Origin of the sequence: Novosphingobium sp. (assembly GCF_032093395.1) — a bacterium.
Classification (GTDB): domain Bacteria; phylum Pseudomonadota; class Alphaproteobacteria; order Sphingomonadales; family Sphingomonadaceae; genus Novosphingobium.
Map to the genome: position 1 here is coordinate 1 of NZ_DAMDBA010000070.1, position 25,796 is coordinate 25,796.

At 63.3% G+C, this 25,796-nt stretch carries 20 protein-coding genes; 12 read left to right on the forward strand and 8 right to left on the reverse strand.

Translation table 11 applies throughout. The features are described 5' to 3' along the window. The coding region (locus RT424_RS18890) for a TonB-dependent receptor (RefSeq protein WP_313441368.1) at positions 1–1,832 on the forward strand (1,832 nt) is incomplete at its 5' end. Between the two features lie 17 nt (positions 1,833–1,849). Next, positions 1,850–2,929: an ABC transporter substrate-binding protein gene (locus RT424_RS18895; protein ID WP_313441371.1), complete on the forward strand. Its 1,080-nt coding sequence runs from the start codon at positions 1,850–1,852 to the stop codon at positions 2,927–2,929. A 67-nt stretch (positions 2,930–2,996) separates the two neighbouring features. Here RT424_RS18895 and RT424_RS18900 read toward each other — a convergent pair whose 3' ends face one another. The 3 genes from RT424_RS18900 to RT424_RS18910 form a co-directional block, all read right to left on the reverse strand. Further along, complete coding sequence (locus tag RT424_RS18900) at positions 2,997–4,475, reverse strand: amidohydrolase (protein ID WP_313441373.1); 1,479 nt, start codon at positions 4,473–4,475, stop codon at positions 2,997–2,999. 22 nt (positions 4,476–4,497) lie between these two features. Continuing rightward, positions 4,498–6,774 carry a TonB-dependent receptor domain-containing protein gene (locus RT424_RS18905; RefSeq protein ID WP_313441375.1) on the reverse strand — a complete coding sequence of 759 codons (2,277 nt, stop codon included), beginning with the start codon at positions 6,772–6,774 and terminating at the stop codon, positions 4,498–4,500. A 193-nt stretch (positions 6,775–6,967) separates the two neighbouring features. Then, complete coding sequence (locus RT424_RS18910; protein ID WP_313441377.1) at positions 6,968–8,524, reverse strand: alkaline phosphatase D family protein; 1,557 nt, start codon at positions 8,522–8,524, stop codon at positions 6,968–6,970. 109 nt (positions 8,525–8,633) lie between these two features. On the opposite strand from RT424_RS18910, the gene RT424_RS18915 reads away from it, so the two are divergent. The 8 genes from RT424_RS18915 to RT424_RS18950 all read left to right on the forward strand — a co-directional run bounded on the left by RT424_RS18915 (position 8,634) and on the right by RT424_RS18950 (position 16,753). Further along, positions 8,634–9,209: an RNA polymerase sigma factor gene (locus RT424_RS18915; RefSeq protein ID WP_313441379.1), complete on the forward strand. Its 576-nt coding sequence runs from the start codon at positions 8,634–8,636 to the stop codon at positions 9,207–9,209. Further along, on the forward strand, positions 9,209–10,093 hold the full coding sequence (locus RT424_RS18920) for a FecR domain-containing protein (RefSeq protein WP_313441381.1): 885 nt from the start codon (positions 9,209–9,211) through the stop codon (positions 10,091–10,093). The genes RT424_RS18915 and RT424_RS18920 overlap by 1 nt, the downstream gene beginning before the upstream one ends. A 107-nt stretch (positions 10,094–10,200) precedes the next feature. Continuing rightward, entirely contained in the window at positions 10,201–12,651 is a 2,451-nt protein-coding gene (locus RT424_RS18925; RefSeq protein WP_313441384.1) for a TonB-dependent receptor, read from the forward strand. Between the two features lie 432 nt (positions 12,652–13,083). Beyond that, complete coding sequence (locus tag RT424_RS18930) at positions 13,084–14,235, forward strand: sulfotransferase (protein ID WP_313441386.1); 1,152 nt, start codon at positions 13,084–13,086, stop codon at positions 14,233–14,235. Between the two features lie 375 nt (positions 14,236–14,610). Further along, positions 14,611–14,922, forward strand: a complete 312-nt coding sequence (locus tag RT424_RS18935; RefSeq protein ID WP_313441388.1) for a hypothetical protein — start codon at positions 14,611–14,613, stop codon at positions 14,920–14,922. A 94-nt stretch (positions 14,923–15,016) separates the two neighbouring features. After that, positions 15,017–15,784, forward strand: a complete 768-nt coding sequence (locus RT424_RS18940) for a hypothetical protein (RefSeq protein WP_313441390.1) — start codon at positions 15,017–15,019, stop codon at positions 15,782–15,784. Between the two features lie 41 nt (positions 15,785–15,825). Beyond that, complete coding sequence (locus RT424_RS18945; RefSeq protein ID WP_313441392.1) at positions 15,826–16,395, forward strand: hypothetical protein; 570 nt, start codon at positions 15,826–15,828, stop codon at positions 16,393–16,395. Between the two features lie 82 nt (positions 16,396–16,477). Beyond that, positions 16,478–16,753 carry a hypothetical protein gene (locus RT424_RS18950; protein WP_313441394.1) on the forward strand — a complete coding sequence of 92 codons (276 nt, stop codon included), beginning with the start codon at positions 16,478–16,480 and terminating at the stop codon, positions 16,751–16,753. Between the two features lie 473 nt (positions 16,754–17,226). Here the strand turns inward: RT424_RS18950 and RT424_RS18955 are convergent, their stop codons facing one another. Next, positions 17,227–18,834 carry an inorganic phosphate transporter gene (locus tag RT424_RS18955; RefSeq protein ID WP_313441396.1) on the reverse strand — a complete coding sequence of 536 codons (1,608 nt, stop codon included), beginning with the start codon at positions 18,832–18,834 and terminating at the stop codon, positions 17,227–17,229. A 127-nt stretch (positions 18,835–18,961) separates the two neighbouring features. After that, the gene (acs, locus tag RT424_RS18960) at positions 18,962–20,911 is read right to left on the reverse strand and encodes an acetate--CoA ligase (protein WP_313441399.1); all 1,950 of its coding nucleotides are present in this window, start codon (positions 20,909–20,911) and stop codon (positions 18,962–18,964) included. Positions 20,912–21,169: 258 nt separating this feature from the next. Here acs and RT424_RS18965 point away from each other — a divergent pair, with 258 nt between their 5' ends. Further along, positions 21,170–21,682 carry a GNAT family N-acetyltransferase gene (locus RT424_RS18965; RefSeq protein ID WP_313441401.1) on the forward strand — a complete coding sequence of 171 codons (513 nt, stop codon included), beginning with the start codon at positions 21,170–21,172 and terminating at the stop codon, positions 21,680–21,682. Between the two features lie 77 nt (positions 21,683–21,759). Here RT424_RS18965 and lpdA read toward each other — a convergent pair whose 3' ends face one another. The 3 genes from lpdA to RT424_RS18980 are packed head-to-tail and all read right to left on the reverse strand — an operon-like array spanning position 21,760 to position 24,866. Beyond that, the gene (gene lpdA, locus RT424_RS18970) at positions 21,760–23,175 is read right to left on the reverse strand and encodes a dihydrolipoyl dehydrogenase (RefSeq protein WP_313441404.1); all 1,416 of its coding nucleotides are present in this window, start codon (positions 23,173–23,175) and stop codon (positions 21,760–21,762) included. 4 nt (positions 23,176–23,179) lie between these two features. After that, a complete protein-coding gene (locus tag RT424_RS18975; RefSeq protein ID WP_054438984.1) occupies positions 23,180–23,518 on the reverse strand; it encodes an acyl-CoA thioesterase in 339 nt (112 codons plus the stop codon). A gap of 43 nt (positions 23,519–23,561) precedes the next feature. Further along, positions 23,562–24,866, reverse strand: coding sequence for a pyruvate dehydrogenase complex dihydrolipoamide acetyltransferase (locus tag RT424_RS18980; RefSeq protein WP_313441406.1), 1,305 nt, complete (start codon positions 24,864–24,866; stop codon positions 23,562–23,564). Positions 24,867–25,032: 166 nt separating this feature from the next. Between RT424_RS18980 and RT424_RS18985 the strand changes: the two genes are divergently transcribed. After that, entirely contained in the window at positions 25,033–25,488 is a 456-nt protein-coding gene (locus RT424_RS18985) for a universal stress protein (protein WP_313441408.1), read from the forward strand. Positions 25,489–25,796 lie beyond the last annotated feature (308 nt).

Here is a 25,796-nt window from a genome sequence, read left to right on the forward strand (position 1 = left end):
GGGGCGTGGGCTGGTGCCGCAAAATTCGCTTTCAGCGAATTTTCAAACGGACTCTGAGCGGTCCGCAAGGCACGCTCTGGGGTAAGAACACCACGGCGGGGGCGGTCAACTTCATTTCGCGCAAGCCCGCGTTCGACGCCAGCGGCTATGCCCGCGCCGAATATGGCAGCTATGGCTCAACGCTGCTGGAAGGCGCCTGGGGCGGCCCGCTGAGCGACAAGGTGGCGGTGCGCTTCGCGGGACATTTCCGCGATGACGACGGCTTCGCCACCAACCAGCATGACGGCACCCCGATGGGCAAGAACCGAGAGGCTGCCGCGCGCTTCTCGGTACTGGCCAAGCCGACCGATGCCTTCGAGGCGCTGCTGCGCGTGCAGTACCGCGATTACAAGAACGTGGGCGACATCATCTACCAGGGCGTCAATGCCACCGACAGCGCCGGCTTTGCAGTACCGCAGGGCTACAAGAACAATTCCTCATTCGGCAACAGCGGACAGGATCTGCGCCAGCGCGGGGTTCAACTCAACCTCGACTGGGACGTGGGCGACCTGCATCTCACGTCGATCAGCGGTTACAACGAGTTCAAGCACCGTTCCGAACTCGGCACCCAGGTCAATCACGAAGGCACCCATACCTACAGCAGCCTCGATGCCAAGATCTTCAGCCAGGAACTGCGGCTTGCCTCACCGGACGAGGGCCGCCTGAAATGGATCCTGGGCGCACACTACTATTACGAAAAACTCGATTCCGAGGCGGCCACCGCTGTCCTGCCCAACACCGTGGGCCTCAGAACCGCCTGGACGAATACCCAGTTCATCCAGAGCAACAACAGCTACGGCCTCTTCGCCAATGTCACGTACGAGCCGTTCGATAACCTGGAGATCATTCTCGGCGGCCGCTATACCTGGGAAGACAAGGCGATCGACCTCGACACGATCGGCACCGCCACCGGCGGCACCGGAACGCTGACCTACCTGGATACGGTGGCCTTCTGGTCGCGCAATTCGGTGACGGGCACGGGCATCGCCACACGCTCGGCACAGGATACGAAGCGCAACTGGCGCGCGTTCACCTACGACGCAACTGCCAAATACAATTTTACCCGCGATCTCAACGTCTACGCCCGCTACGCGAAGGGCTTCCGCTCGGGCGGCTTCAACACCGGCGCAACCGTCCAGACCCAGGTCGCAACGGTCGATCCGGAATATGTGAAAAGCTACGAGATCGGCCTCAAGTCCGAATGGTTCGGCGGCCGCCTGAGCGCGAACCTCGCTGCCTTCTACAACGATTACAGCGACATCCAGGTAACGGTCATCCAGTTGCCGCTCAGCCAGCTTTCCAACGCGGGCAAAGGCTGGTCCAAGGGCATTGAGGGCGTCCTGTCCGCCCGGCCCGTGGATGCCCTGCACCTCACCGGCACACTCGGCCTGCTAGACACCAAGTATACGGAATTCCCCAACTGCAAGGCAGGCGTGGACTGCTCCGGCAACCAGTTCGTGCGCGCACCGCACGTCACCGCCAGCGTGGCCGGGGACTACACGTTCGAGCTTGGCAACGGGCATCGGATCGTGGCGGAAACCAACTGGTCCTACCGCTCGCACCTTTACTTCAATGCCGGCACCCAGACGGCACCGCTTGAACAGGGTCCGAAGTGGCTGGGCAATGCCGCGCTTAGCTGGAAACTGCCCAGCGACATCAAGTTCTCGATCTTCGCGCGCAACGTGACCAACAGCCATGCCGCCTCGACGATCATCCCCTCCGCAAACTTCGGATACATCAAATACATAATTGAGCCCCGCGTCTGGGGCGGCGCCGTTTCCGTGACCTTCTGAGAGAAAGGACAACTCGCATGGCAACCCAACCCGTTCCTTCCGTATCCTCGGCACCGGACGAAATCTGGTTCACCCGCTGCCCGGTGCCCACCGCCACCGGCCTCGCCTACAAGTTGGGCTGGCTGACCGAGGAATTTGCCGCCGAAGGCATTCCCGTGCGCACCTTGCAGGAATCGACGCCCGAGATCGCCCTGCGCCATTACGACCACCGCCTGCCGACACTGATCCGAGAAGGCGGCAATATCCTGGCCTTCGCCGCGCGCGCGCAAGGCGAGCCGACCAAACTGGTCGGCCTGACCTGGATCGAGGAAAGTCAGGTGATCCTCGTCCGCCCCGATTCCGGCATTACCGAGCCTGCTCACCTCAAGGGCAAGCGGCTTGCCCTGCCCGGCTGGACCGACCACGAAATCCCCAGCCACATTCGCGGCACCAGCATCGGCCGTGGCATGTCGCTGCTGGGCTACAAGGGCGCGCTGCACACGGCGGGGCTGACCTTCGACGATGTGGAACTGGTCGAGGTCGACGGCACGATCCGCAACATCGGCGGCGCCGGCCGCGACAGCCAGCCGGGCCGGGGAAGCCTCAACAAACTCTGGGCGATCGACGCTCTCGCCGCGGGCGAGGTCGATGCGGTCTACGTCAAGGGCGCCTCCGCACTCGACGGGGCACGCGAGGCAGGCGTGGTCGTGGGCATCGATCTCGATGCCCTGCCGAACCGCAGCTCCCGCGTGAACAACGGCACGCCTCGGCCCATCACCGTTCACCAGAGCCTGATCGACGATCACTTCGACTATCTCGTCCGCTTCCTGGAAAGCACGCTGCGCGCGGCGGACTGGGCCGCACAGAACGTCGCTCGAGTTCACGAAATCCTCCAATCCGAAACCCGCGGCAGCGTGGAGGCAGTTACCCAAGCCTACGGGGCGGACTTCCACAAGACCCTGCACCCTACGCTGGACGCCGAGCGGCTCGCCCTGTTCGAGCAGCAGAAGAAGGCGCTGGGCCTGTTCGGTTTCCTTGAACGCGATTTCGCCCTCGCCGACTGGGTCGATCCCCGTCCGCTGGAAGCCGCTTACGAACGTCTCGAACGCAGCCGCTGAGAATAGGAAGCGAAAAGCCCGCCGCCGTCCAGGAGACGGCGGCGGGCTTTTTTTGTCGGTCGGATGCCTACTTCGCCGAACGGCCCTGCGGCAATGCGCTGCGGGCATAGTCGAGCGGCGGCTTGCGATCTCCCAGCAGCGGCGCATACTTGAAGTCCGGCCCCTGGCTGCGCAGAAGCTCCGCCTTCGCGTCTTTCAGCTTGTCCGGGTTCAGGAACAGCTGCGCGCCTGAAAGAGCCAGGGTCTTGGCCGCCACTTCCGCGCCTTCCACGCCGATCGACGTGCCGCTGGCCGAAGCCGCCTGCCAGCTATGCGGCGCCGTTCCGGGCACCCAGGTCGCGGTGCCGAGGCTGGCGGTGGGCACGACCCAGCTGATGTCGCCCACGTCCGACGAAGCGGAACCCTTGCGCCCGAAATCGTAGGCGCCGATTTCGGAGGGGCCGCCTTTCGCCGCGCCCTTCGGCAGCGTCTTGGCAATGGCGTCGGCATAGCGTTGCTGGTCCGGCGTGTAGCTGTAGCCGCCGACCCGGCGCAGGCTGGCATCGACCACCCGGCCCAGCGCATCATTGGGCAGGGTGCCGAAACTGCCGCCGATAATCTCGTATTCGAACTTGGTGCCGGTGGCCAGCGCTGCCCCCTCACCCGCCTTCACCACGCGCTCGAAGACATCGCGCACGACTTCCGGGTCGTAGTGCCGCACGTAGTAAAAGCTTTCGGCATGGGCAGGCACGATGTTCGGCTGATCGCCGCCGTTGGTGATCGTGTAGTGGATGCGCGCGTCGGAAGGTACATGCTCGCGCAGGTAATTCACCGCAACGTTCTGGATCTCCACGCCGTCGAGCGCGGAACGCCCCCGCTCCGGCGCGGCGGCGGCGTGGGAGGCCACGCCGGTGAAGCGGAACTTGGCCGTCACCATCGACAGCAGCTGGCCTTGAGATGCGCCGTTGGAACTGCTGGGATGCCAGCTCAGTACCGCGTCCACGTCCTTGAAGAAACCGTCGCGCACGAGGTAGACCTTGGCGAAACCGCCCTCTTCGGCCGGCGTTCCGTAAAGCCGTACAGTGCCGGGCGTACCGCTGGCCTTGAGCCATTTGGCCAGCGCGATCGCGGCCTCGACCGAGGCGGTGCCGAGCAGGTTGTGCCCGCAGGCATGGCCCGCCACGCCGCCGCGCGACTGTTCCGCCGGCTGATCGACCTGCGAGAGCCCCGGCAGGGCGTCATACTCGGCCAACAGGGCGATCACCGGTCCTCCGTTTCCGTATGTGGCGGTGAAGGCGGTCGGAATACCGTCCGTCCCCGTCTCCACCCGAAAGCCCGCGCCCTTGAGTTGCTGCTGGAGCAGTGCCGAACTCTGGTCCTCATGGAAGCCGATCTCCGCCAGTTCCCAGATTTTGCGGGCATTCGCCGCAAGCTGGGGCTTGCGGGCGTCGATCCCGGCGATGATGGCGGCGGTATCCTTGTCCGACAGGGCATCGGCATGGACCGAGGGCGCCGATGCGAGTGCAAGCGCGCCGAAGGCGGCGTGCGCAAGATAAGTGTGTTTCATCAAGATGCTCTTTCGCTTCGGATCAGAACGAGCCGGTGAGATTGATGCCGTAGGTGCGCGGCGGAATGGTGGTCACGGTCTCGGTCGTGCCGCCCAGCGTATTGCCCGCGGACGTGCGCGCGACCGTGTTCGTCAGGTTGTTGACGTAGAAGAACACGCCGTAGCGCTCGTTGCGGACGCCGACCCGGGCATTTGCCAGGATGTAATCGCCTACCTTGCGGTAGCTGGCCGAAGTGGGACGGAAATCTGCGCGCGACGCTCCCGTATAGCTGAGATCGCCGCGCAGCAGCGCGCTCCAGCCGCCCGAGCCCAGCGCCCAGTCGTACTGTCCGGCGAAGCTCACGGTCTGCGGGGCGATGAACGGGATCTTGTCTCCGCGACGCGCAGTCGAGGCCAGCGGGGTGACGCCGTCGGGAACCTGGTCCTCGGTCAGCTTGGCATCGGTGAAAGCCGCATTGATGTTGAACGTCAGCCCGCGCGTGGGATTGAGGGTAGCCTCGGCCTCCACGCCCTTGATCCGCGCCGCGCCCGCATTGCCGAGATAGAGGAAGCTGCCGCTGTTGATGCTGACCTGCATGTCCGACCAGTCGGTGATGTAGCCGCCGAGGTTGAGGATCAGCGCATCGCCACCGAAGGAGGTCTTGATGCCGCCCTCGTAGGTGGTCAGCTTGTCCGGCGCATAGGACAGTGCCTGCGCAAGGCCCAGCACCTGGTTGACGCCGCCGGGCCGATAGCCGGTGGCGACCTGACCGTAGACGAGCACATTGTCCGCCGCCTTCCAGCTGACGTTGCCCTTGTAGAGCCAGCCGTTGTTCTTCGTCTTGTAGAGCGCCCAGGGGGTCACCGAAGTGCGCAGGATGTCCAAACCGATCGTGGTGTCGCCGCCCACGGTCTTGTCATAGCTGTAGTAGCGCAGGCCGCCGGTCAGGGTCAGCCCGGAGAGAGGCGTGACGGCAACCTCACCGAACGCCGCCTTCTGCTTGAGGTAATCCACGACGTGGCGCTGGAGCAGCGGCGCGGCGCCCGCGATCTGCGATCCGTCCGAAGCGTTGGTGCGGCGCGCCTCCGACAGGACCTTGGAATCACGGTCCTCGTAGAAGCCGCCCAGGGTCCATTGAAACCAGGACGTTCCCGTCGATTGCAGGCGCAGTTCGCTGGTCCAGTCGGTCACCGATTGCGGCTGGTAGTAGATGACCGGCAGCAGACCGTCGACATAGGCGTTGTAGGCGGCAAATCCGGCATTGGTGGCGCAGACCGCCGAGGTGAAGTGCGTTGCGCACGTCGCGCGTGTCTTGAAGCTGCGGAACAGCGGCGTCGGATCGCGGGTCACCAGCGTATCGCGATCCTGGTAGCTCGTGGTTGCCACAAGGTCCGCGAAGCCCAGCTCGGCGCGCGCGGAAAGGCTGTAGAGCCGCTGCTTGTCGGTATAGGGCACCTGCGATGCGTTGACCGCATTGTACTTGCCCGCGCTCGGCGACCAGGTGCTGGCGCCGCCCTCGGTGAACAGGAAATGCGCCGCGCCGTCGATCGTCAGCCATGAGGCGGGAATGAAGCGCACCAGCACGCGGCCACCGTCGCTACGCTCCGAGTTGATGCCCTTGAGGCCCAACCCCGGATTATCGACCCAGCCGTCGTTGTCACGGCGGAAGTATACGCCGCGTACCGCCAGCACATCCTTGACGATCGGCACGTTCAAGGCCGCATTGAGCTGATAGCCCTCGCCGCCGCCCTCGGTCGTCGTGCCGGAGACATCGACGTTGCCGCCGAACTCGAAATCCGGCTTGCGCGTGACGAGGCGGATCGTGCCGCCCACCGCGCCGGCGCCGTAGAGCGTACCCTGCGGCCCGCGCAGCACTTCCACGCGCTCAAGGTCGAACAGCTTGAAGTCGGACTGGCTGCCGCCGGGATCGCTGGTCGTTCCCGGAGGGCCAGCGACAGGGGTTTCGTCGTAGTAGATCCCGACTTGCGCGTCACCCGCGCTGCGAATTCCGCGCAGGGTAATTCGGCGCTGCCCTGGTCCCGCGTCGGTGATCGTCAGGCTCGGGACGGCACGGACCAGGTCGTTCGCGGAATCGATGTTGGCCGCGCGCAGAGTGTCGTTCGAAAGCGAGGTGATGCTGGCAGGCGCGTCCTGCAACCGGATCTCGCGCTTGAGCGAGGTGACGACGATTTCGGAAGCCGGGCCGCTTTCAGCCGCCGCGCTCTCCGGTGTATCGGCTGCGTCCGTAGCATATGCCAAAGCCGGATTGAGGATGCTGGCGAACATCAAAGTGGCAGCGGTATTCGGTAACTTGCTCATTGGTCCCCCACGAGGTTGTGCGGGCCCTGCCAAACAAGAAACGTGCCAGACCGAATTTCGCGTAGAAATTGGCGGTCATCCTACTCGGGAATGCTCAATCCCAACCACTGATATCCATTCCCGATCCGAAGGTGCTGGTATCTGGGCAGCGGTTCGATGGTCAGGCACCTCCAGATTCGTAAACGTCCTATACTCAAAGGCTGTGCGAGGATCCCGAGGTTACGATGGCAGGTTCATGCCTTGCACCCGCATCCTTTTCAATCATCGCTAATAGTTTCGGTCGTGCATCTCGCTGTCTTGCGTCGATCTGCCTGAGTTGTGCGTTCATCCGGCGTCGGTCGACTTCCATCAGGACATAGCCTGTATGTTGCACGTCGCTGAGCCGGATATGCGGATTGTTGGCCAGAACGTCGCCGAAACGGCCCGGAGGCGGCGATTGCGCTGCCAGAGCGGACGTCACGATCTCGGTGCCGACCGTCGGGCCTGAAGCGGGACCGTGCTTCAGATCATTGATCCAGAAACTGTGAATGTCGCCGCTAAGAACGACTGCATTGTTCACGGATGGCTGGCCCAGCCGTTCGGTCAGTCGATCTCGGGCGGCGGGGTAGCCGTCCCACTGGTCGCTCCATACCGTCTCGCCCGTTCCGTCGAGCGCCAGAGGTGCGAAAAACACGCCTTGAGCCAGGAGGGACCAGGGCCGACGTTCACGTTCGAGACGCCGGTCAAGCCATGCTTCCTGCGCCGTGCCCAGCATGGATCGATCGGCGCCGTGCCGTTCTTGGCAGTGATCGAGCTTCAGGTTGCGCGCCACCTGCGGAGCAGCGCAGGCCGGAGCATTACGATACTGCCGCGTATCCAGCATCGACAGCGAGGCAAGCTCGCCCCAGTCCACCGCGCGGAACAGGCGCGGTGCGGGTTTTGAGCGCCACAGGCTTGGCCGGATCGGCATATGCTCGAAATAGGCCTGGTACGCTGCTGCACGACGCACCGCGAACACCTCGGGTGGCAGACCCTCACGGTTGGCCAGCGCGGCATAGTCGTTGAGGACTTCGTGGTCGTCCCACGTAACCAGCCATGGAAACAGCCGGTGCGCCTCACGCAAGTCCGGATCGCTGCGGTAGAGAGCATAGCGGGCGCGGTAGCCGTCAAGGTCGGTCGGGTCGGGTGCGCCGAAGCTGCGGACCTGCGGCTCCTTGGGATAGGCCTGTTCGTAGATGTAGTCGCCCACTTGCACGATAAGGTCGGGCGCGGCGGCGATCATGTCGCGGTAGGCGCCGAACCAGCCCAGTTCCCAGTGCTGACATGACGTCATCGCAAGGCGCAGGCGGTCGGCATTGACTGGAACCGTCTTCGTCCGCCCGACCGGACTGGTCGCGCCCAGTGCGTGGAAGCGATACCAGTATGTGCGGCCGTCCCGCAGGCCGCCAAGCTCGACATGGACACTGTGTGCGGCTTCGGGCCGGGCGATCTCGATACCGGTGCGCACGATGCGGTGGAACGCTTCGTCCTCCGCCACTTCGAAGCGGACCGCAACCGCGCGTGGGGGCAGCACGGTTCCGGCCGGGCCGGCCAGGCGGGTCCACAGCACAAAGCCGTCCGCTGCCGGATCGCCGCTGGCGACGCCCAGTGCGAAAGGGTCAGCGCTGGCGGCGAAAGCGTCGAATCGGGGCAACGCCTGCACACCGAGCGCGGCCATGGCAGCCAGCACGGCGCGGCGGTGCCATGCGAAACCTTGCGGGAAATCATGCATGGGGCTCCGCTATCGGGCTTTTCGGACAGTCATGTGACAAAATTTGTCCCGCTACTGTCATTCTCACCACCTAACGGCTGCGTCCGGGTTGCGACAAAGGACAACGGCCTTGACCTGGCTACGGGACGCAGATCGCTGGTTCATTGATGAAGTGCTGCCGCATCGCGCGGCGTTCCGGCGTCAGGCCGCGCGCCTCGTCGCGCCCGCCGATGCCGAGGATCTGGTGCAGGAAGCCTATGCCCGCGCCATCGATGCCGCGCACCAGCGAGAGATCGCCAATCCGCGCGGCTTTGTCCTGACGATCATCCGCAACCTGGCCCACGAACGCCACCGCCGCGCCACCGTGGTCCGCTTCGAGCATCTGGCCGACATGGAAGCGATGGACTTTGCCGACGGCGCGCCGGACCAGTTCGCGGTAGTCTCCGGCCGGATCGAGCTATCGCGGCTGATGGAACTGATGGAAACGCTGCCCGCTCAAGCCCGCACGGTGGTGCAGTTGCGGCGTTTCGAAGGAATGTTGCCGCGCGACATAGCGGTGAGGATGGGCTTGTCCGTCTCTACAGTGGAGAAGCATCTTGCGAAGGGGCTGGCTATTCTGGCCAGCGCGCTGCAGGAAGCGCCCCAGCAGGTAGAAGGACCGACGATTTCACGCCTATGGCAACGCCGCCGAAACCAAGCAAACTGATGGAAGAGGCGGCCGCGTGGCTGGCCGCACTGGACGCCGGATCTGCCACGCGCGAGGACTTCGAAGCCTGGCGTGCGGGCGATTCCCGGCGCGCGGTCGCGTTCGCGCAAGTCGTCGATGCGTTCGAGCAGATCGAGCCGCTGCGCGCCGTTCATGAGCCCCTGCCCCGGCCCTCGCGGCTCAACCGCCGCAACCTGCTGCGCGGCGGTGTGCTGGCGGGCGGGATCGCGCTGGCAGGCGGCGTCGCCATGCAGGCCGCCGCGCGCGAGCACGCCGAGACGGGCGTGGGCGAGACGCGGGCGGTGGTGCTGGAGGACGGCACGCGGGTATCGCTCAACACCGACACCCGGATCAGCTGGCGCATCAAGGGAGCCACGCGGTCGCTCTGGCTGGAGCGAGGCGAGATCGCGCTCGATGTACGCGCCGTAACGGGTCCGCCCTTGCGCCTTTCCGCCAACGGCGCGCGCTTCGACCTGAAGCCCGGCACCTTCAACGCGCGGCGCGAGCCCGAAACGGTGGCCCTGCTGGTGCTCAAGGGGGCCGCCGACACCGAAAACCGGCCCGTGCAGACAGGCGCGCTGGCGCAAGTCATCGGACGCGAACTTGCCGTTGCTCCGGCCGAGGCAGTGGCGATCGACCGTGCCCGAAGCTGGCAGAGCGGCCAGTTGGTCTTCGAAGGCGAGAGCCTCGATTTCGTGGTAGCCGAGTTCAACCGCTACCTGGACAACAAGCTGGTGGTCGCCGACCCCCGGCTTTCGCGCATCCGCCTGGGTGGGCGCTTCACCAATACCGACCCGTCAGAATTGCTCAACGCGCTCGGCGCCTCCTTCGGCATTCACGCGCGCCGTAGCGAGAGCGGCACCATCATGCTGTCGGCAAGCTGAACATTTTTTGCCCTGCGATAGAGGTGGGCGCCGCTTCGCCCATCTCCCTTTCCGAGACACGGTTTTCCCGGAGGGCAAGAATGCCAGTTCACTCTATCGCACTACCCATGATCCTCGCGATTTCACCCGCCCACGCGGCGCAGGATCGCACTGTCAGCTTCGATATTCCCGCGCAGAACATGGCGACTTCGCTCAACGAGTTCGGTCGCCAGGCCGGCGTGCAGATGGTGTTCCCCTACGACACCGTGGCGGGCCAGCGCTCGGCGCCGCTCAAGGGCCGGTTCACTCGCGCTGAAGCGATCCGTCGCCTGATCGCCGGCCGCGGCATGAAGATCGCCTTCGAAGGTTCGAGCATGATATCGCTCGCCGCCGAACCGCGTTCGCTCAAGCGCGAAGTCGCCGCGACCGACGCGGCTGCGGGCGGGGACATCGTCGTCACTGCGCAGAAGCGCGAAGAGGACCTTTCCAAGGTTCCCGCCGCCCTCACCGTCGTCTCGGGGGACGAGGTCGAAAAGCGCAAGATCACCGACTTCAGCAGCCTGGTCGACGAAGTTCCGGGCATTTCGATCAATTACAGCACCGGTGGCGAAAGCTACGGCCTGCTCTCCATCCGTGGCATCGGCGGCGCAGACGACTATAAACCCAACGGCAGCCCTTCGGTCGCACTGCACGTTGACGGCGTCTATCAAAGCTCCAACGCCTATCTCGGCATGCCGCTGTTCGACCTCGAACGTATCGAGATCCTGCGCGGACCGCAGGGCACGCTCTACGGTCGCAACACCACCGCGGGCGTGATCAACGCGATCACCCGTGGTGGCAGCGACCACTTCGAGGGCTATGTCGACGCCCGCTACGGCAGCTACGACAGCTTCCGTGCCGAAGCGGCTTTCGGCGGTCCGTTGAGCGACAACGTGCGCATGCGCATCGCGGTGATGACCGATCAGGGCGGCGGCTTCATGCACGGCATGGGCGCCGGCGATCTGGCCGGTGCGCGGTTGAGAGTGGGCGGTGTCGTGCAGTCTCAGGTTCCCGCGATCACCGATCCCGGCGAGCGCAAGGGTTTCGGCGACAAGGACTTGTTTGCGGCGCGCGGCACGCTGGATATCGATCTGGATGACGACACCTCGCTGACCCTCAAGGCCTTCGCCAGCCGCGACCGGGGCGACACCCGTCAGTATGACCGCATCAACGCCGCGCAGGACAGCAGCGTCCTCAATGCGGGCGAAGACAGCGATCCCTACAAATTCTATTCGGCCAAGTACTTTCGCCAGAAGATCGACATTCAGGGCGGTTCGGCACAGCTTTCGCACGTAATCAACGACAGCCTGCGCCTCGACGTCGTGGTTGGCGCACAGGCCACCCAGCGTCAGGTCGGCGGCAACGGCGACGGCACCCCCTATCCCCAGTACGAATATCTGTTCGACGAAAAGCTCAGCCAGGCCTCGTTCGAAGCGCGCCTGCGCAACGAACAGCAGGGCCGCTTCAACTGGGTCGTCGGCACGTTCATCATGAGCGACACGATCGACTACCAGAGCCAGTGGACCAGCTGGGCCGCCCGCACGATCTATCACAACATCCACAGCCAGCGCCGCCGTTCGGGTGCGATCTTCGGCCAGGCCGACTTCGAAGTGATCCCCGACGTGCGCGTCACCGGTGGCCTTCGCTACACCAGCGACCAGATCGATTCCACGGGTCGCAACGTCGACGACGATCCCTGGGGCATCACCTATTACAACACGCTGTTCGCCTCCACGAACAACTTCAGCTGGGACAAGCAGTTCAAGGACAGTGACGTCTCGGGCCGCGGCTCGGTGCAGTGGTTCATCAATGACGACCTCAACGTCTTCGCCTCGGTGGCGCGTGGCTACCGTTCGGGCGGCTTCGACGGCACCTCGATCATGACGCTCGCCGAAACCGACCCGTTCCAGTCGGAAACGGTCTGGGCCTATGAAGCGGGCGTACGCTACTACAACGGGCCGATCCGCCTGTCGCTCGACGCTTTCGCCAACGATTTCGACAATCTGCAGGCAACCACGCGCCTGGCGAACGACACCAACGGTCGCACCAACGTCGGCAAGGCGAAGACGCGCGGCGTCGAAGGCTCGCTCAATCTGACGGTATTCCGCTCGGGCGGCCACCAGCTCGATTTCGATGCCTCGGGCACGTACCTGTTCTCCGAGATCACCGAGTTCAATTCCGCCCGCATCGCCGATGTGCTGGCAACCGTGGGTGATCCGTTGCCAGGCGCACCCAAGTGGACCGGCCGCGTCGGCCTCGTCCACGATTACGGCTTCGGCGAGGGCTGGAAGCTGGAGAGCCGCGTCAACGTGTTCTATCACGGCAAGGAAACGAACCGCCTGAACGCGCTGCCGAACAACACTTCGGACGCCTACACACTGCTTAACGCGCGCATCGAACTGCAGTCGCCGCACGGCTGGTCGATCTATGCGATGGGGCGCAACATCACTGACGAAGTCTACTACCCGGAACTGAACGGTGCCGCTCGTCTGGTAGGCGCTCCGGCGACTTACTCGGTGGGCTTTCGTGTAGCCTTCTGATCATTCAACAATAACGGCCTGAGCCTATGAACGGCGGCGTAGGGGCGAGTAGCAGCCCCTACGCCGCGACCCTTATGAGACGCTCAGCGATCAAATCTCGGCTCCCAGGTGCAGACCGTCCGGTTAAGTAACGATCGCCCTCGACCCGCGCCAGTACGGCATCGTGCATGCGGCGAAGGCAACCGATCGAAGCCTGGCAGTCGCATCCGGTTTAATGGCCCGAAAGATGAGATCTGTCTCAATCGGCAAGACTGCCGACGTGGCTCCGAGCGAATTCAGCCATAAGATCGGTCTGTCGAAGCCCAGTCCGCACGTCGACACCAGATCGCGGCTGAAAAGGCAGCCGACTTTGCGCTACCGGCAACCGCTCCGCCAGAACAGTGCGAGCATAAGCTGACGCAAAACAGACAACGAAGATGAGGGAGTCAAGAAATGGATGTCGCCGATGTGATCACCGCCGCCCACGCCGAAACCGGGTTGAACGAGATCGGCGATCCGGCGGTTTTCGAGGGCCTTGACGTTCTGCTGCGGGCCTACGCCAATGAGGCGAAATTTACCGAGCGCGGCAGTCAGCTCGCGCATCGCGATCTCGTCAAATACATGTCCAATCGCCTTCGGATCGAAGATTGGCTCGCAACTCACCCTGAGCTTCTTGAACGCCCTATCGAAAAGCCGCTCTTCGTTTTCGGTCTGCCGCGAACCGGAACGACGCTGCTCATCAACCTGCTTGCCGCAGATCCTGCTCGGCGCGCTTTTCTGCGCTGGGAATCGCAGGACCCGGTGCCGCCGCCGCGCACGGAGGAACTCACGGCAGGGCCTCGCTGGCAAAAGATGCAGGAGCAGACGGAAATGTCGCTCAAGTACATGCCCGAGATCGCCGCAATCCACTATGAGGACGCCCACAGCCCGTCCGAGTGCCAGTTCTCGATGAGCTATACCTATTGCGCGCAGGTTTTCGAATCCCAGGCCGACATTCCAAGCTACCGCCATTGGCTGTTCCACAAGGCCGACTATCTTCCAGCGTTCCGTTTCCAGAAGCGACTGTTGCAATTGCTCCAGGCAGAGACCGGCGGCCGGTGGACTCTCAAGAATCCATGGCACCCGCTTTTCCTCGACGCGCTCAAGGAAGTGTATCCCGACGCGCAGCTGGTGATGACCCACCGCGATCCTGCCGACGTGCTCGGCTCGATCGGCAGCCTGATCGAGAACGTGCGTAAGGTCTATTCTGACGACGTCGATCTGGAAGGCATCGGGGTGAGCTTCATGGAAACTTTCGCCCTCATGATCGAGCGTCAGGACGCCTATCGCAGCAAGCATGGCGCCGATGCCATTTTCGACGTCCAGTATGTCGACATCGTCCGCGACCCGATCGGCGAATGCCGCAAAATCTATGAGCATTTCGGTGAACCATTCACTGCGGAAGCTCAGGCCGCGATGGACGCCTACATGGATGCAAACCCCAAGGGCAAGCACGGGAAACATGCGTATTCGTTGGAGCGCTACGGCCTCACCCGCGAGGCCGTACACGAGGCCTTTGCGGACTACATCGAGCGCTACAATATTCCGGTGAAGCGGGAGGCCTGACATTCGCCGGAAGCCTGCGGATCGATGCTGCGGCTATCAACCATTCGATTTTTCAGCTGAATAGAATATCGATCGCCGGGACAGCACCGAATTATCATATAGTACAAGCTCGGTTTTCATGCCGTCCGGTATCAAGTGCATGTAATCTCAACCGCCGAAAAGACGGATTTAAGCGCATAATAATAGGGCATAAATTTTCGTGCACTTTTAATGCGGCACTGGCATCATCAGCCGGCACGTTTCACTTCGTAGGTGGTCATGGTGCGATTCGTTCGGCTTCTGGTCATTGCCTTTGCGATCTCAACATGTGGGGCGTGTGATGATCGCGCCCCAACGCCAACCGAGACTGTAGCGCCTCGAAAAGGGGATGCTCTGGTGCCGGGTACCAATTTCAACGCCACCGGGGCAATTCCCTGCGCACGCCAAGCAGGTCAGCCCACCGCAGAGTGCAAGTTCGGTGTGCAGCGCGCCGCCGATGGCACCGCAACGCTGACCGTGTTCTGGCCGGGTGGTGGAAGCCGGCTCATCTTCTTCGATGCCGAGGGCAAGGCCACCGGCTTCGATGCAAATCAGGCAGATGGTTCGACGAACTCTGTTCTGAAGGTCGAGCGCAAGGCCGACCTCAATCTCATTTCGATAGGCGATGAGCGGTATGAAGTGCCGGACGTAGTCATCACGGGCGACTGACCTTACCTGCCAAGATTTTCCCGCCGGGTGCGATGCGGCGGTTCTTCCAACGGAGGCGAATAGAATGAAGGGGTCAAGACTTCTGGTAGCATGCATGGTTACATCTTTGGTGCTGCCTCGCGAGGCCATCGCTCAGGCGCCGTCCGATCTTGACGATCTAGTGGGCAGCCGCGCCGCTGGAGGAGAACAGGCGCTGGAGGATCGAGGATATGTCCACATCAACTCGACCAAGGGGGACGATCGTACCTGGAGCAACTGGTGGAAGAGTTCGTCCAGGCAATGCGTCACAGTCGCCACCATGGAGGGGCGTTTCAGTTCCATCACCGGCACCCTGCCGGCGGACTGCAATCAGAAAGCTGGCAGTAAGAACAATACCGGAGCGATCGTCGCCGGTGCGGCGGCTGTCGCCCTGCTCGGGGCGTTGGCAATTAGTCACAAGTCGCACGACCACGACGACGGCAAGCACTATGACTACGATCGCGATGGCGTCTATGAGCGCGGCTACAGGGACGGTCTCTATTCGCAGAGTTACCATAATTACGATAGATCCGATGCCTATTCACACGGGTATGAAGCTGGCGTACGGCAGAGGGGGCGTGAGACCAGCTATCGCGATTATGACCGTCGGGGCGCAGGATACTCCCCATCGATCAATGTCAGCGATCTCGAAGGGGCGCGGGGTTCATCGGCCGACGATGAGATGCGCCGGCGTGGCTTTTCCAATGTGGATGGGCTGAAGAGCGGCAATACGGCCTACTCGATCTGGTACAATCGGCAGACCCGGCAGTGCCTCCAGATGGGAGTAGCCGACGGAAGGGTAGCCAATATTGCCGACATCGGCTCCTCGCCCAAGTGCCGCTGACCGGCAGCGAGGCCGCGCACGTTTTCAGCAGGAGAGTACCAATGGGTAAGATCGGGTACATGGCGATCGGTGGAGCGGTGCTGGTCGCCGGTTTCGTTGGACTGGCGCAGGCGAAGGCCCCTACCGGGCTTGCCGATTTGATAGGCGTGCGAGGCAGTTCGCTTGAGAATGAGTTGTCCAATCGGGGCTTCGAATTCGCACGCTCGCAAGGCGCGCAGTTCTGGTGGAACGCTTCGACGCGGACATGCGCATCGGTCTCTATCGGAAACGGACGAGTCGCTCGCATCGACACCGCGACACCCCAGCAATGCGGTAAGAGCGGCGGCGGCCAAGCGTCCCAAGGGTTCGACTGTAATGCCCCGGACGTCTCCGAAGCTGACCGTTATCGTTGCCAGCCTGGCGCGGGCGCCAGGCCGCAAACCGGTGGTCGTGCGGCCGCCGTGAAGGCTTGTCAGGACGCCTTCGGCCCCAACGGCAAGCTTGGTACGATAAGCGCATTGCGACCCGGCTTTTGGGAGGTCATCCTGTCGGATAATTATGGCCGCAAGGTTTCCTGTACCGGCCGCGCAGAGGGACAGGTCGAGCAATGGGACGAACTGGGCAGACATTGAATACCCTCAAGGAGGAGCGGCGGTTCCAGGATCGTCGCTCCTGCTAAACGCTTCGGATCGTGAAACCCGCGAGGTCGTCCTTATGAAGTGGCTCATCGGAGTAGCTGCCGTCTATGCTGCGCTTTGCATAGGTGCATTGCTTCTCATTCCTGTCAGTGCGCATGGCTGGTTTGGGGTTTCCGATGATCCGTTGGCCGGGGTATTCGCCCTATTGCTTGCTTTGCCTTGGACCCTGCTTCTTCAGCACTTTGACAATCTCGGATTTTTCGGATCGCTGGCGATCATTGTCCTCGGCATGGGCCTGAACGTAGGTATCGTGCTGACCATTGGCCACGCGGCAAGCCAGCGGCGGAAGTAATGGAATTAGGGCCCGCATGTGCATTTACGAACAGCTTGCAGGTCATCTTGTTTTCGCCGCGCATGTGAAACCGGATTTTATGCGGGGAGCATCAGGGCCGTGACGATCGACAGGATGTAGAGGTTCTGGTTGGTCCGCTGCGATTCCTGAATATCCAGTTCTTCGCGCAGAAGCCGTCCACCAAGGCGCGTTGATGGGTATCGGCTGAAAGAAGCAACTCCCGGGCGGCAGGGGGCAGCAAAGTAAACTGTTCGATCCAGCTTCTCGTCCGTTGATGCGCGAGGTTCAGATGGAGCCAGCGGAAGCCTCCTTCGGGCGCTATAGCGCAATCGGCAACCGCAAGAGCCCCGGCGGGGCTGACGTCCGTGCCCCAGATCAGCCCCGGCCCCATGTCGCTATGGGACGGTTGGATCGGGATCAGTCTCGGCGAATCCTTCGCCATCGCGGCCTTTCTACCTCTTGAGCGGAGATGATCAGAAGACCTGGGAGAAGATCATGTAAAGCCCGCCGGCGATGACGATCGACACCGGCAGTGTAAGCACCCAGGCCATCAGCAGGTTGCGCACCGTGCTCATCTGCAAGCCGGAGCGATTGGCTGCCATCGTGCCCGCAACGCCCGAAGACAGCACGTGTGTGGTGGAGACGGGCAGGCCCAGATGGTCGGCGCCCAGGATCGTACCCATCGCCACCAGTTCCGCCGCCGCGCCCTGGGCGTAAGTCAGGTGCGTCTTGCCGATCTTCTCGCCCACGGTCACGACGATGCGGCGCCAGCCCACCATGGTGCCCAGCCCCAGCGCGAAGGCCACCGCAACTTTGACCCAGGTGGGTATGAAGCGCGTGCCGGCGTCGAGCGAGGACTTGTAGGTGGCGAGGGTTTCCTGCGCCGCTTCGGAAAGCTCGCGGGGTTTCTGCTTGCCCAGCCCCTTGATCGCTTCCGAGGCGAGATACATGTCATTGCGGATATTGCTTACCGCCGCTGCCGGAACCTTGGCAAGGGAGCCATATGCCATCACCTGCGAATCGACGTCGCGGACAAGCACGGATAGCGCCGGGAGCGTCTCGGGCGTGAAGCTCTTTTCGGCAATATAGGCGGTCACCTGGCGGCGAGCCTGCGCAGGATCGAGGTTCGTACCAGCTCCGGCACCGGGAAGGGCAGCCTCGGCCGCGATCGAACGGGCGTGAAATTCGGCGGTATAACGTTCCGGCACGGCGCGGTTGAGCGCATAGGCGGTCGGCACCGTGCCGATCAGAATGAGCATGATCAGGCCCATGCCCTTCTGGCCGTCGTTGGAGCCATGGGCGAAGCTGACACCGGTGCAGGTGAAGATCAGCAAGGCACGAATCCAGAGCGGCGGCGGCAGGCCGTCCTTGGGTTCCTCGTAGAGTTCGCGCTTGCGTACGAGAACCTTCATCGCGAGGAAAAGCAGCGCCGCCACGCCGAAGCCGATCAGCGGCGAGAACAGCAGCGCCTGGCCGATCTCGGTGGCCTTGCTCCAGTCGACCCCCGCCGTGCCGCTCTTGCCGTGCATCATGGCATTGGCCACGCCGACGCCGATGATGGAGCCGATCAGGGTGTGCGAACTCGATGAGGGAATGCCCAGCCACCAGGTCGCCAGGTTCCAGATGATCGCGGCCAGCAGAAGCGCGAAGACCATCGCGAAGCCGGCGTTCGACCCCACTTGCAGGATCAGTTCGACCGGCAGCAGCGACACGATGCCGAAGGCTACGGCTCCGGTCGAGAGCAGCACGCCCAGGAAATTGAAGAACCCCGACCACACCACCGCGATATTGGCCGGCATGGCATTGGTGTAGATCACCGTGGCGACGGCATTCGCAGTATCGTGGAACCCGTTCACGAACTCGAACCCGAGCGCGATCAGGAGAGCGACGAACAGCAGCAGAAACGGAAGATATGTCGTAGGCTCTACCCCGACCGCCGCAGCGTCGGAGTAGACGCTGTAGGCCACGTAGAGCAATGCCGCGACGATGGCCGCGCCGAAGCCGATCTTTCCTGCGGCTCCTAGCCCTTTTTCAAGATCCGGCCGGATAGCGGCGGAGGGGGCAGCAAGCGTCGCGTTCATGGATTCGCCTCAGTTTACGAGACGGAAACCTTACGTATCTTCCATGACATATTTGCTGCGTCGCAGGTTCGGTTGGCCCATTCCGGGACAACCGAACCTGCGACGCAGCGAAACCCTCTGGCGCCCTTCAGGCCGCTGCCGGTTGCGGACGTCCGGCGATCAGGTTGTCGACCACCGAAGGATCGGCGAGCGTGGAGGTGTCGCCCAGATTGGAGAAGTCGTTTTCACCGATCTTGCGCAGGATGCGGCGCATGATCTTGCCTGAGCGGGTTTTCGGCAGGCTCGGCGTGAACTGGATCACGTCGGGCGTCGCGATCGGGCCGATCTCATGCCGGACCCATTTGATCAGTTCGCGGCGCAAATCCTCGTCAGGCTCGATTTCGGCGTTGCAGGTGACGAAGGCATAGATGCCCTGCCCCTTGATCTCATGCGGCATGCCGACGACCGCGGCCTCGGCCACGGCAGGATGCGCCACAAGCGCTGATTCGACTTCGGCCGTGCCCATGCGGTGGCCCGAGACGTTGATGACGTCATCGATGCGGCCGGTGATCCAGAAATAGCCGTCCTCGTCGCGGCGGCAGCCGTCGCCAGTGAAGTAATAGCCCGGGAAGGTCGTGAAATAGGTCTGGAAGAAGCGTTCCTGATCGCCCCAGACCGTCCGCATCTGGCCGGGCCAGCTGTCCGCGATGACAAGGCAGCCGTCCGCCGCGCCTTCCAGCACGGAGCCGTCGTTGTCGAGCAGCATCGGCTTTACACCGAACAGCGGCTTGCTGGCCGAGCCCGGCTTGAGCGCGGTAGCGCCGGGCAGCGGGGTGATCATCGCTCCGCCCGTCTCGGTCTGCCACCAGGTGTCGACGATCGGGCAACGCCCCTCGCCCACCACTTCGTGATACCAGGACCAGGCCTCGGGATTGATCGGCTCGCCCACCGAGCCGAGCAGGCGCAAGCTCTTGCGCGAGGTCTTCTTCACCCAGTCGTCGCCTTCGCGCATCAGCGCGCGCAGAGCGGTAGGCGCGCCGTAGAAAATCTCGACCTGGAACTTGTCCACGACCTGCCAGAAGCGGCTCGGATCGGGGAAGTTGGGCACGCCTTCGAACATGACCGTGGTCGCGCCGTTCATCAGCGGACCGTAGACGACATAGGAATGGCCGGTCACCCAGCCGATATCCGCCGCGCACCAGTAGATCTGGCCGGGGCGATAATCGAAGACGTATTCGTGCGTCATCGAAGCCCAGACCGAGTAGCCGCCGGTGGTGTGCAGCACGCCCTTCGGTTTGCCCGTGGATCCGGACGTATAGAGGATGAACAGCGGGTCTTCCGCATTTATTTCCTCTGGCGCGCAATCCGGGGATTGCTCCGCCACGGCGGCAGCCCAGTCGATGTCGCGGCCTTCGACCATCGGTACATCGGCACCGGTATGGCTCAGCACGATCACGCTTTCCACGCCCGGGCAGGCCTTTAGCGCTTCATCGACATTGGCCTTGAGCGCGATCTTCTTGCCGCCGCGCAGGCCTTCGTCGGAGGTCAGGACGACGCGGCTGTCGCAATCCTGGATACGGCCGGCCAGAGCATCGGGAGAGAAACCGGCAAAGACGATCGAGTGGATCGCGCCGATCCGTGCGCAGGCGAGCATGGCGACGGCGGCCTCCGGCACCATCGGCAGGTAGATCGTCACCCGCTCGCCGCGCTTCACGCCTCTGGCCTTCAGCAGATTGGCGAAGCGGCAGACGGATTCGTGAAGCTCGCGATAGGAGATGCGGCGTTCCGGGTTTTTCGGATCATCCGGTTCCCAGAGGATCGCCACGGCATCGCCGCGCTCGGCAAGATGGCGATCGAGGCAATTGGCCGAAAGGTTGAGCGTACCGTCGGTGAACCAGGAAATGCCGAAGTCCGCTTCGTGGAAACTGGTCTGCTTGACCACGCTGAACGGCTTGATCCAGTCGACCCGCTGCGCTTCCTCGGCCCAGAATCCTTCGGGGTCTTCCACGGAGCGCGCGTACATCTGCTGGTAGCGCGCCTCGTCGATCAGGGCGTTCTTCGCCCATTCGCTGGGCACGGGATAGATGGCCTCAGCCATGATGTCCTTCTCCTCTCGCCGGTATCCTCTCCGGCAGATTTCATTCCCGGCGGAATTGGGCACCGCCGTTTCCTCGCTACCTTAACCGATGAATCGGCGGACGCCACCGTCTTCCCGTGATCTGTCTCGCCAGCGGGACATAAGCGACAGGCTGTGTTAGCCTTGCCGCCTCTGCGCGCAGGGATAATGATCCCGATCAAGACCTTGCGTGATAGAAAGGCTTAGGAATCCGATACCAGTCAACCGGAGTCTCGATCCATGTCCCTGAATGACGCCATCACGCTGCCCACTCGCTCGGGCATCGCGCTCGACGTTCGCCCGGCCCGGGAAGACGATGCCGAGGCCCTCTCGCAGTTCTTCGAACATGTGACCGACGACGACCGCCGTTTCCGCTTCTTCGCGGCTGCTGACCGGGTGAGCCCCCAGCAGATCGCCCCGATCGTCAAGGCCGATCACTACCGGACCGAATCGTGGCTGGGCTTCTCGGATGGCGGAGAGATCATCGCCTCGGGCGTTCTGGCCTTCGACGATCAGGGCGATACGGCCGAAGTCGCGATTTCCGTGCGCGCGGACCACAAGGGCAAGGGCGTGGGCTGGGCCATGCTCGATTTCCTCGGCAAGCAGGCGGAGAAGCGCGGCTGCAAGCGTGTGATCGCGATCGAGAGCCGCGAGAACAGCGCTGCTATCGAGGTAGAGCGCGACAAGGGCTTCATTCCGGAACCGTTTTTCGGCGATCCCACGCTGGTGCTGCTGTCTAAATCCTACGGCTGACGGACGCGGCGCAAAGCACATGAAAAAGGGCGGGCCCATGCGGACCCGCCCTTCTCTTTTGCGTCTCTGGCCAGGGCTCAGATGTGGATCGCACGTCCGTAAGCGGCCAGCACCGATTCGTGCATCGCTTCCGAGATCGTCGGGTGCGGGAACACCGTCTGCATCAGCTCGGCCTCGGTGGTTTCCAGCGTCTTGCCGACCACGTAGCCCTGGATCATCTCGGTCACTTCCGCGCCGATCATGTGGGCGCCCAGCAGTTCGCCGGTCTTGGCATCGAACACCGTCTTCACGAAGCCTTCCGGCTCGCCCAGCGCGATCGCCTTGCCGTTGCCGATGAACGGGAAAGTGCCGGCCTTAACGGTGTAGCCCGCTTCCTTGGCCTTCTCTTCGGTCATGCCGACCGAAGCGATCTGCGGGTGGCAGTAGGTGCAGCCCGGAATGTTGTTCCGGTCGAGGCCATGCGGATGCACGTCCTTGTTGCCGAGTTCCTTGGCGATCGATTCGGCGGCGGTCACGCCTTCATGGCTGGCCTTGTGGGCAAGCCAGGGTCCGGGCGTGCAGTCGCCGATGGCCCAGATGCCGGCGGCATTGGTACGGCCGTAGTCGTCGATCTGGATGAAGCCGCGGTCAGCCTTGATGCTCAGCGCTTCCAGGCCGATCTCCTCGGTGTTGGGCACGATGCCCACGGCCGAGATGACATGGCTGAAGTCGTGCTCGACGACCTTGCCGTCCTTGCCCTTGATCTTGGCCTTCACGCCCTTGTCATTGGCGGTGATCGCCTCGACACCGGCGCCGGTCATGATCTTCATGCCCTGCTTGGTGAGGGCCTTTTCAAGGAACGCCGAAACGTCCTTGTCCTCTACAGGCACGATCCGGTCGAGCATCTCTACGACCGTGACGTCAACGCCCATATCGTTGTAGAAGCTGGCGAATTCGATGCCGATGGCGCCCGAACCCATGACCAGCAGCTTGGTCGGCATTTCGGACGGGGTCATCGCGTGGCGATAGGTCCAGATGCGCTTGCCGTCGGCCTTGGCGAAGGGCAGTTCGCGGGCACGCGCGCCGGTGGCGACGATGATGTGCTTCGCGCCGAGTTCGGTGGTCTTGCCGTCCTTGTCGGTCACCGCCAGCTTGCCCTTGGCCACCAGCTTGCCGGTGCCCATGTGGACGGTGATCTTGTTCTTCTTCATCAGGTGCGTGACACCTGCGTTGAGCTGGGCTGCAACGCCGCGCGAACGCTTGACGATGGCGGCAAGGTCGGCGGTGATGTTGTCCGCGGCCAGGCCATAGTTCTTGGCATGCTGCATCTGGTGGAACACCTCGGCCGAGCGCAGCAGCGCCTTGGTCGGGATGCAGCCCCAGTTGAGGCAGATGCCGCCGAGCAGCTCGCGCTCGACGATGGCGGTCTTCAGGCCCAGCTGGGCGGCGCGGATGGCCGCGACATAGCCGCCGGGGCCTGAACCGAGGACGATGACGTCGTAGGTATCAGCCACTGTCTTACTTCTCCTGATCGATGACGCGCGGTTTGCCGAATTCGTTCACCGCGACGAAGGTGAACACGGCCTGCGTCACCTTCACTTCTTCCTCTTCGTGCCGGTGGCGGCGCCAGGCCTCAATGGCGATAGTCAGCGAAGTGCGGCCCACGCGCTGGATCTCGCCGTAGACCGAGACTTCGTCACCTACCTTTACGGGCAGGTGGAACTGCATGCCGTCCATCGCCACCGTCACCGCGCGTCCGCGCGAGCGACGGGCGGCGACGAGGCCGGCACCCATGTCCATCTGGCTCATCAGCCAGCCGCCGAAGATGTCTCCGTAGGCATTGGCGTCAGCCGGCATGGCCGTGACCCGGATCACCGGGTCACGTCGTGCTTCGGTCACCTCAGGCAACCATGCTCAGCGGCGTTTCCACGTATTCGCGGAAAGCGGCCATGAGGCGGGCACCGTCGGCACCGTCCACCGCGCGGTGGTCGAAGCTGCCGGTCGCGGTCATGACAGTGGCAACGCCCAGGGTGCCGTCGGGCAGGACCCAGGGGCGCTTGTCGCCCGCGCCGATCGCCATGATGGTCGACTGCGGCGGGTTGATCACGGCCGAGAACTGCTTGATGCCCATCATGCCCATGTTCGAGATCGAGGCGGTGCCGCCCTGATACTCGGTGGGGGCGAGCTTGCCTTCGCGAGCGCGGGTGCCAAGATCCTTCATGTCACGCGCGATCTGCGAGAACGACTTGCCGCTGGCGTCGGTGACGATCGGGGTGATCAGGCCACCGGGGATCGAGACGGCGACGGAAACGTCGGCGCGGGCATACTTGATCAGCTCGTTTCCGGCGAAGGTCACGTTGCATTCCGGCACATCGACCAGCGCGCGGCCGAGGGCCTTCACCAGCATGTCGTTGACCGAAACCTTCACGCCCTGCTTTTCGAGCATGGAGTTGATCTCGCCGCGCAGCGCCAGCAGCTTGTCGAGGTTGACATCGACCGAGAGGTAGATGTGCGGCGCTTCCTGCTTGGACTGGGTCAGACGCTTGGCGATGACCTTGCGCATGCCCGAAAGCTTCTCAACCGAGTGCGGAACACGGTCGTCGAGCAGGGCGCGGGTTTCGGGCGCCATGTCGACCGCCGGAGCCTTGGCTTCGGTAGTGGCAGCGGCAGGAGCCGGGGCAGCGGCGGCAGGCTTGACGGGAGCGGCCTTGGCACCTTCGACGTCCGCGCGAACGATTCGGCCGTTGGGGCCTGAACCCTTGACGGTGGCCAGGTCGACGCCCTTGTCGGCGGCGACGCGCTTGGCGAGCGGCGAGGCTGCGACGCGGCCTTCCTTCGAAGCGGTTGTAGCGGCTGCAGGAGCCGGGGTTGCAGCAGGCGCCGGAGCGGCTTCGGCGGCCTTGGGGGCAGCCTTGGGCGCTTCGGTCTTGGCAGGCGCGGCGGCAACGGCGCTGGCGTCTTCGCCTTCACCGGCAAGAACGGCAATCACGGTGCCGACCTTCACGCCGTCGGTACCTTCGGCCACGAGGATCTTGCCGATGACGCCTTCGTCCACGGCTTCGAATTCCATGGTGGCCTTGTCGGTTTCGATCTCGGCCATGATGTCGCCGGAGCTGACGGTGTCGCCTTCCTTAACCAGCCATTTTGCCAGTTTCCCTTCTTCCATCGTGGGGGACAGGGCGGGCATCTTGATGTCGATGGGCATGGAAGCTTGTGTGTCCCTTGTTTTCCTTGGGGAGGTATGCGGGGTCCGCCTTTCCTTGGACAAGTTGACGCGCACACACAAGCGCCTTCACGATCCTTTTTTCGCAATCGTGATGGCTTGCACCATGACCTGAATAGCCCGATAAGCCGCCTTCGAGAGGAAACCCATGCGCATCTACCTAGTCATCGTCGACGAAACGGAAGAAGCGCTGGTGGCGCTGCAATTCGCCGCGCGCCGCGCGGCCAAGACGGACGGTGCCCTCCATCTTCTCGCCATCGTCCCTCCCCAGCCATTCAATGCCTTCGGCGGCGTCCAGGCGACTATCGAGGAAGAGGCGCGGGCCCGTGCCGAGACGCTGGTGACGGCGGCTGCCGGAAACCTTTTATCACAAGGCGCTAAGATGCCGGTCATCTCCGTTCGCATGGGAGAAGACATCAAGATCGTGCGCGAGTATCTGAAGGAGAACGGAGAGGTCTCCGCGCTCGTGCTCGGGGCGGCCAAGGAAGGCGGGCCGGGGCCGCTGGTGACGCACTTCACCGGTGCGGGCCTGGGCCAGATGCCCTGCCCGGTCTTCGTGATTCCCGGTACGCTGGATGCAGATGCGATCGAACGGCTGAGTTAGGGAAGACAGCCGTCGTCCCGGACTTGATCCGGGACCGCTGGCCGAGCGTCGCCCAACCATCGGCGGGGCACCGGCCTGAAAGCAAGGCGTCTAAAGACCGCCAGCGGTCCCGGATCAAGTCCGGGACGAGGGCCTTCCTGATTCTTACTTCTTCTTCCGCCCTTGATGCCGGATATTCCCCGGACGTCCACGCGGCGAGACGAAGTGCTTGCCCTTTTTCTTGAGCGGAACCGGCTTGCCGCGTTGCTCGATGCGGCCCCCGCCTTCTTCCAGTTCGAACTTCAGCGCTCCCGTCAGCGGATTGGCTT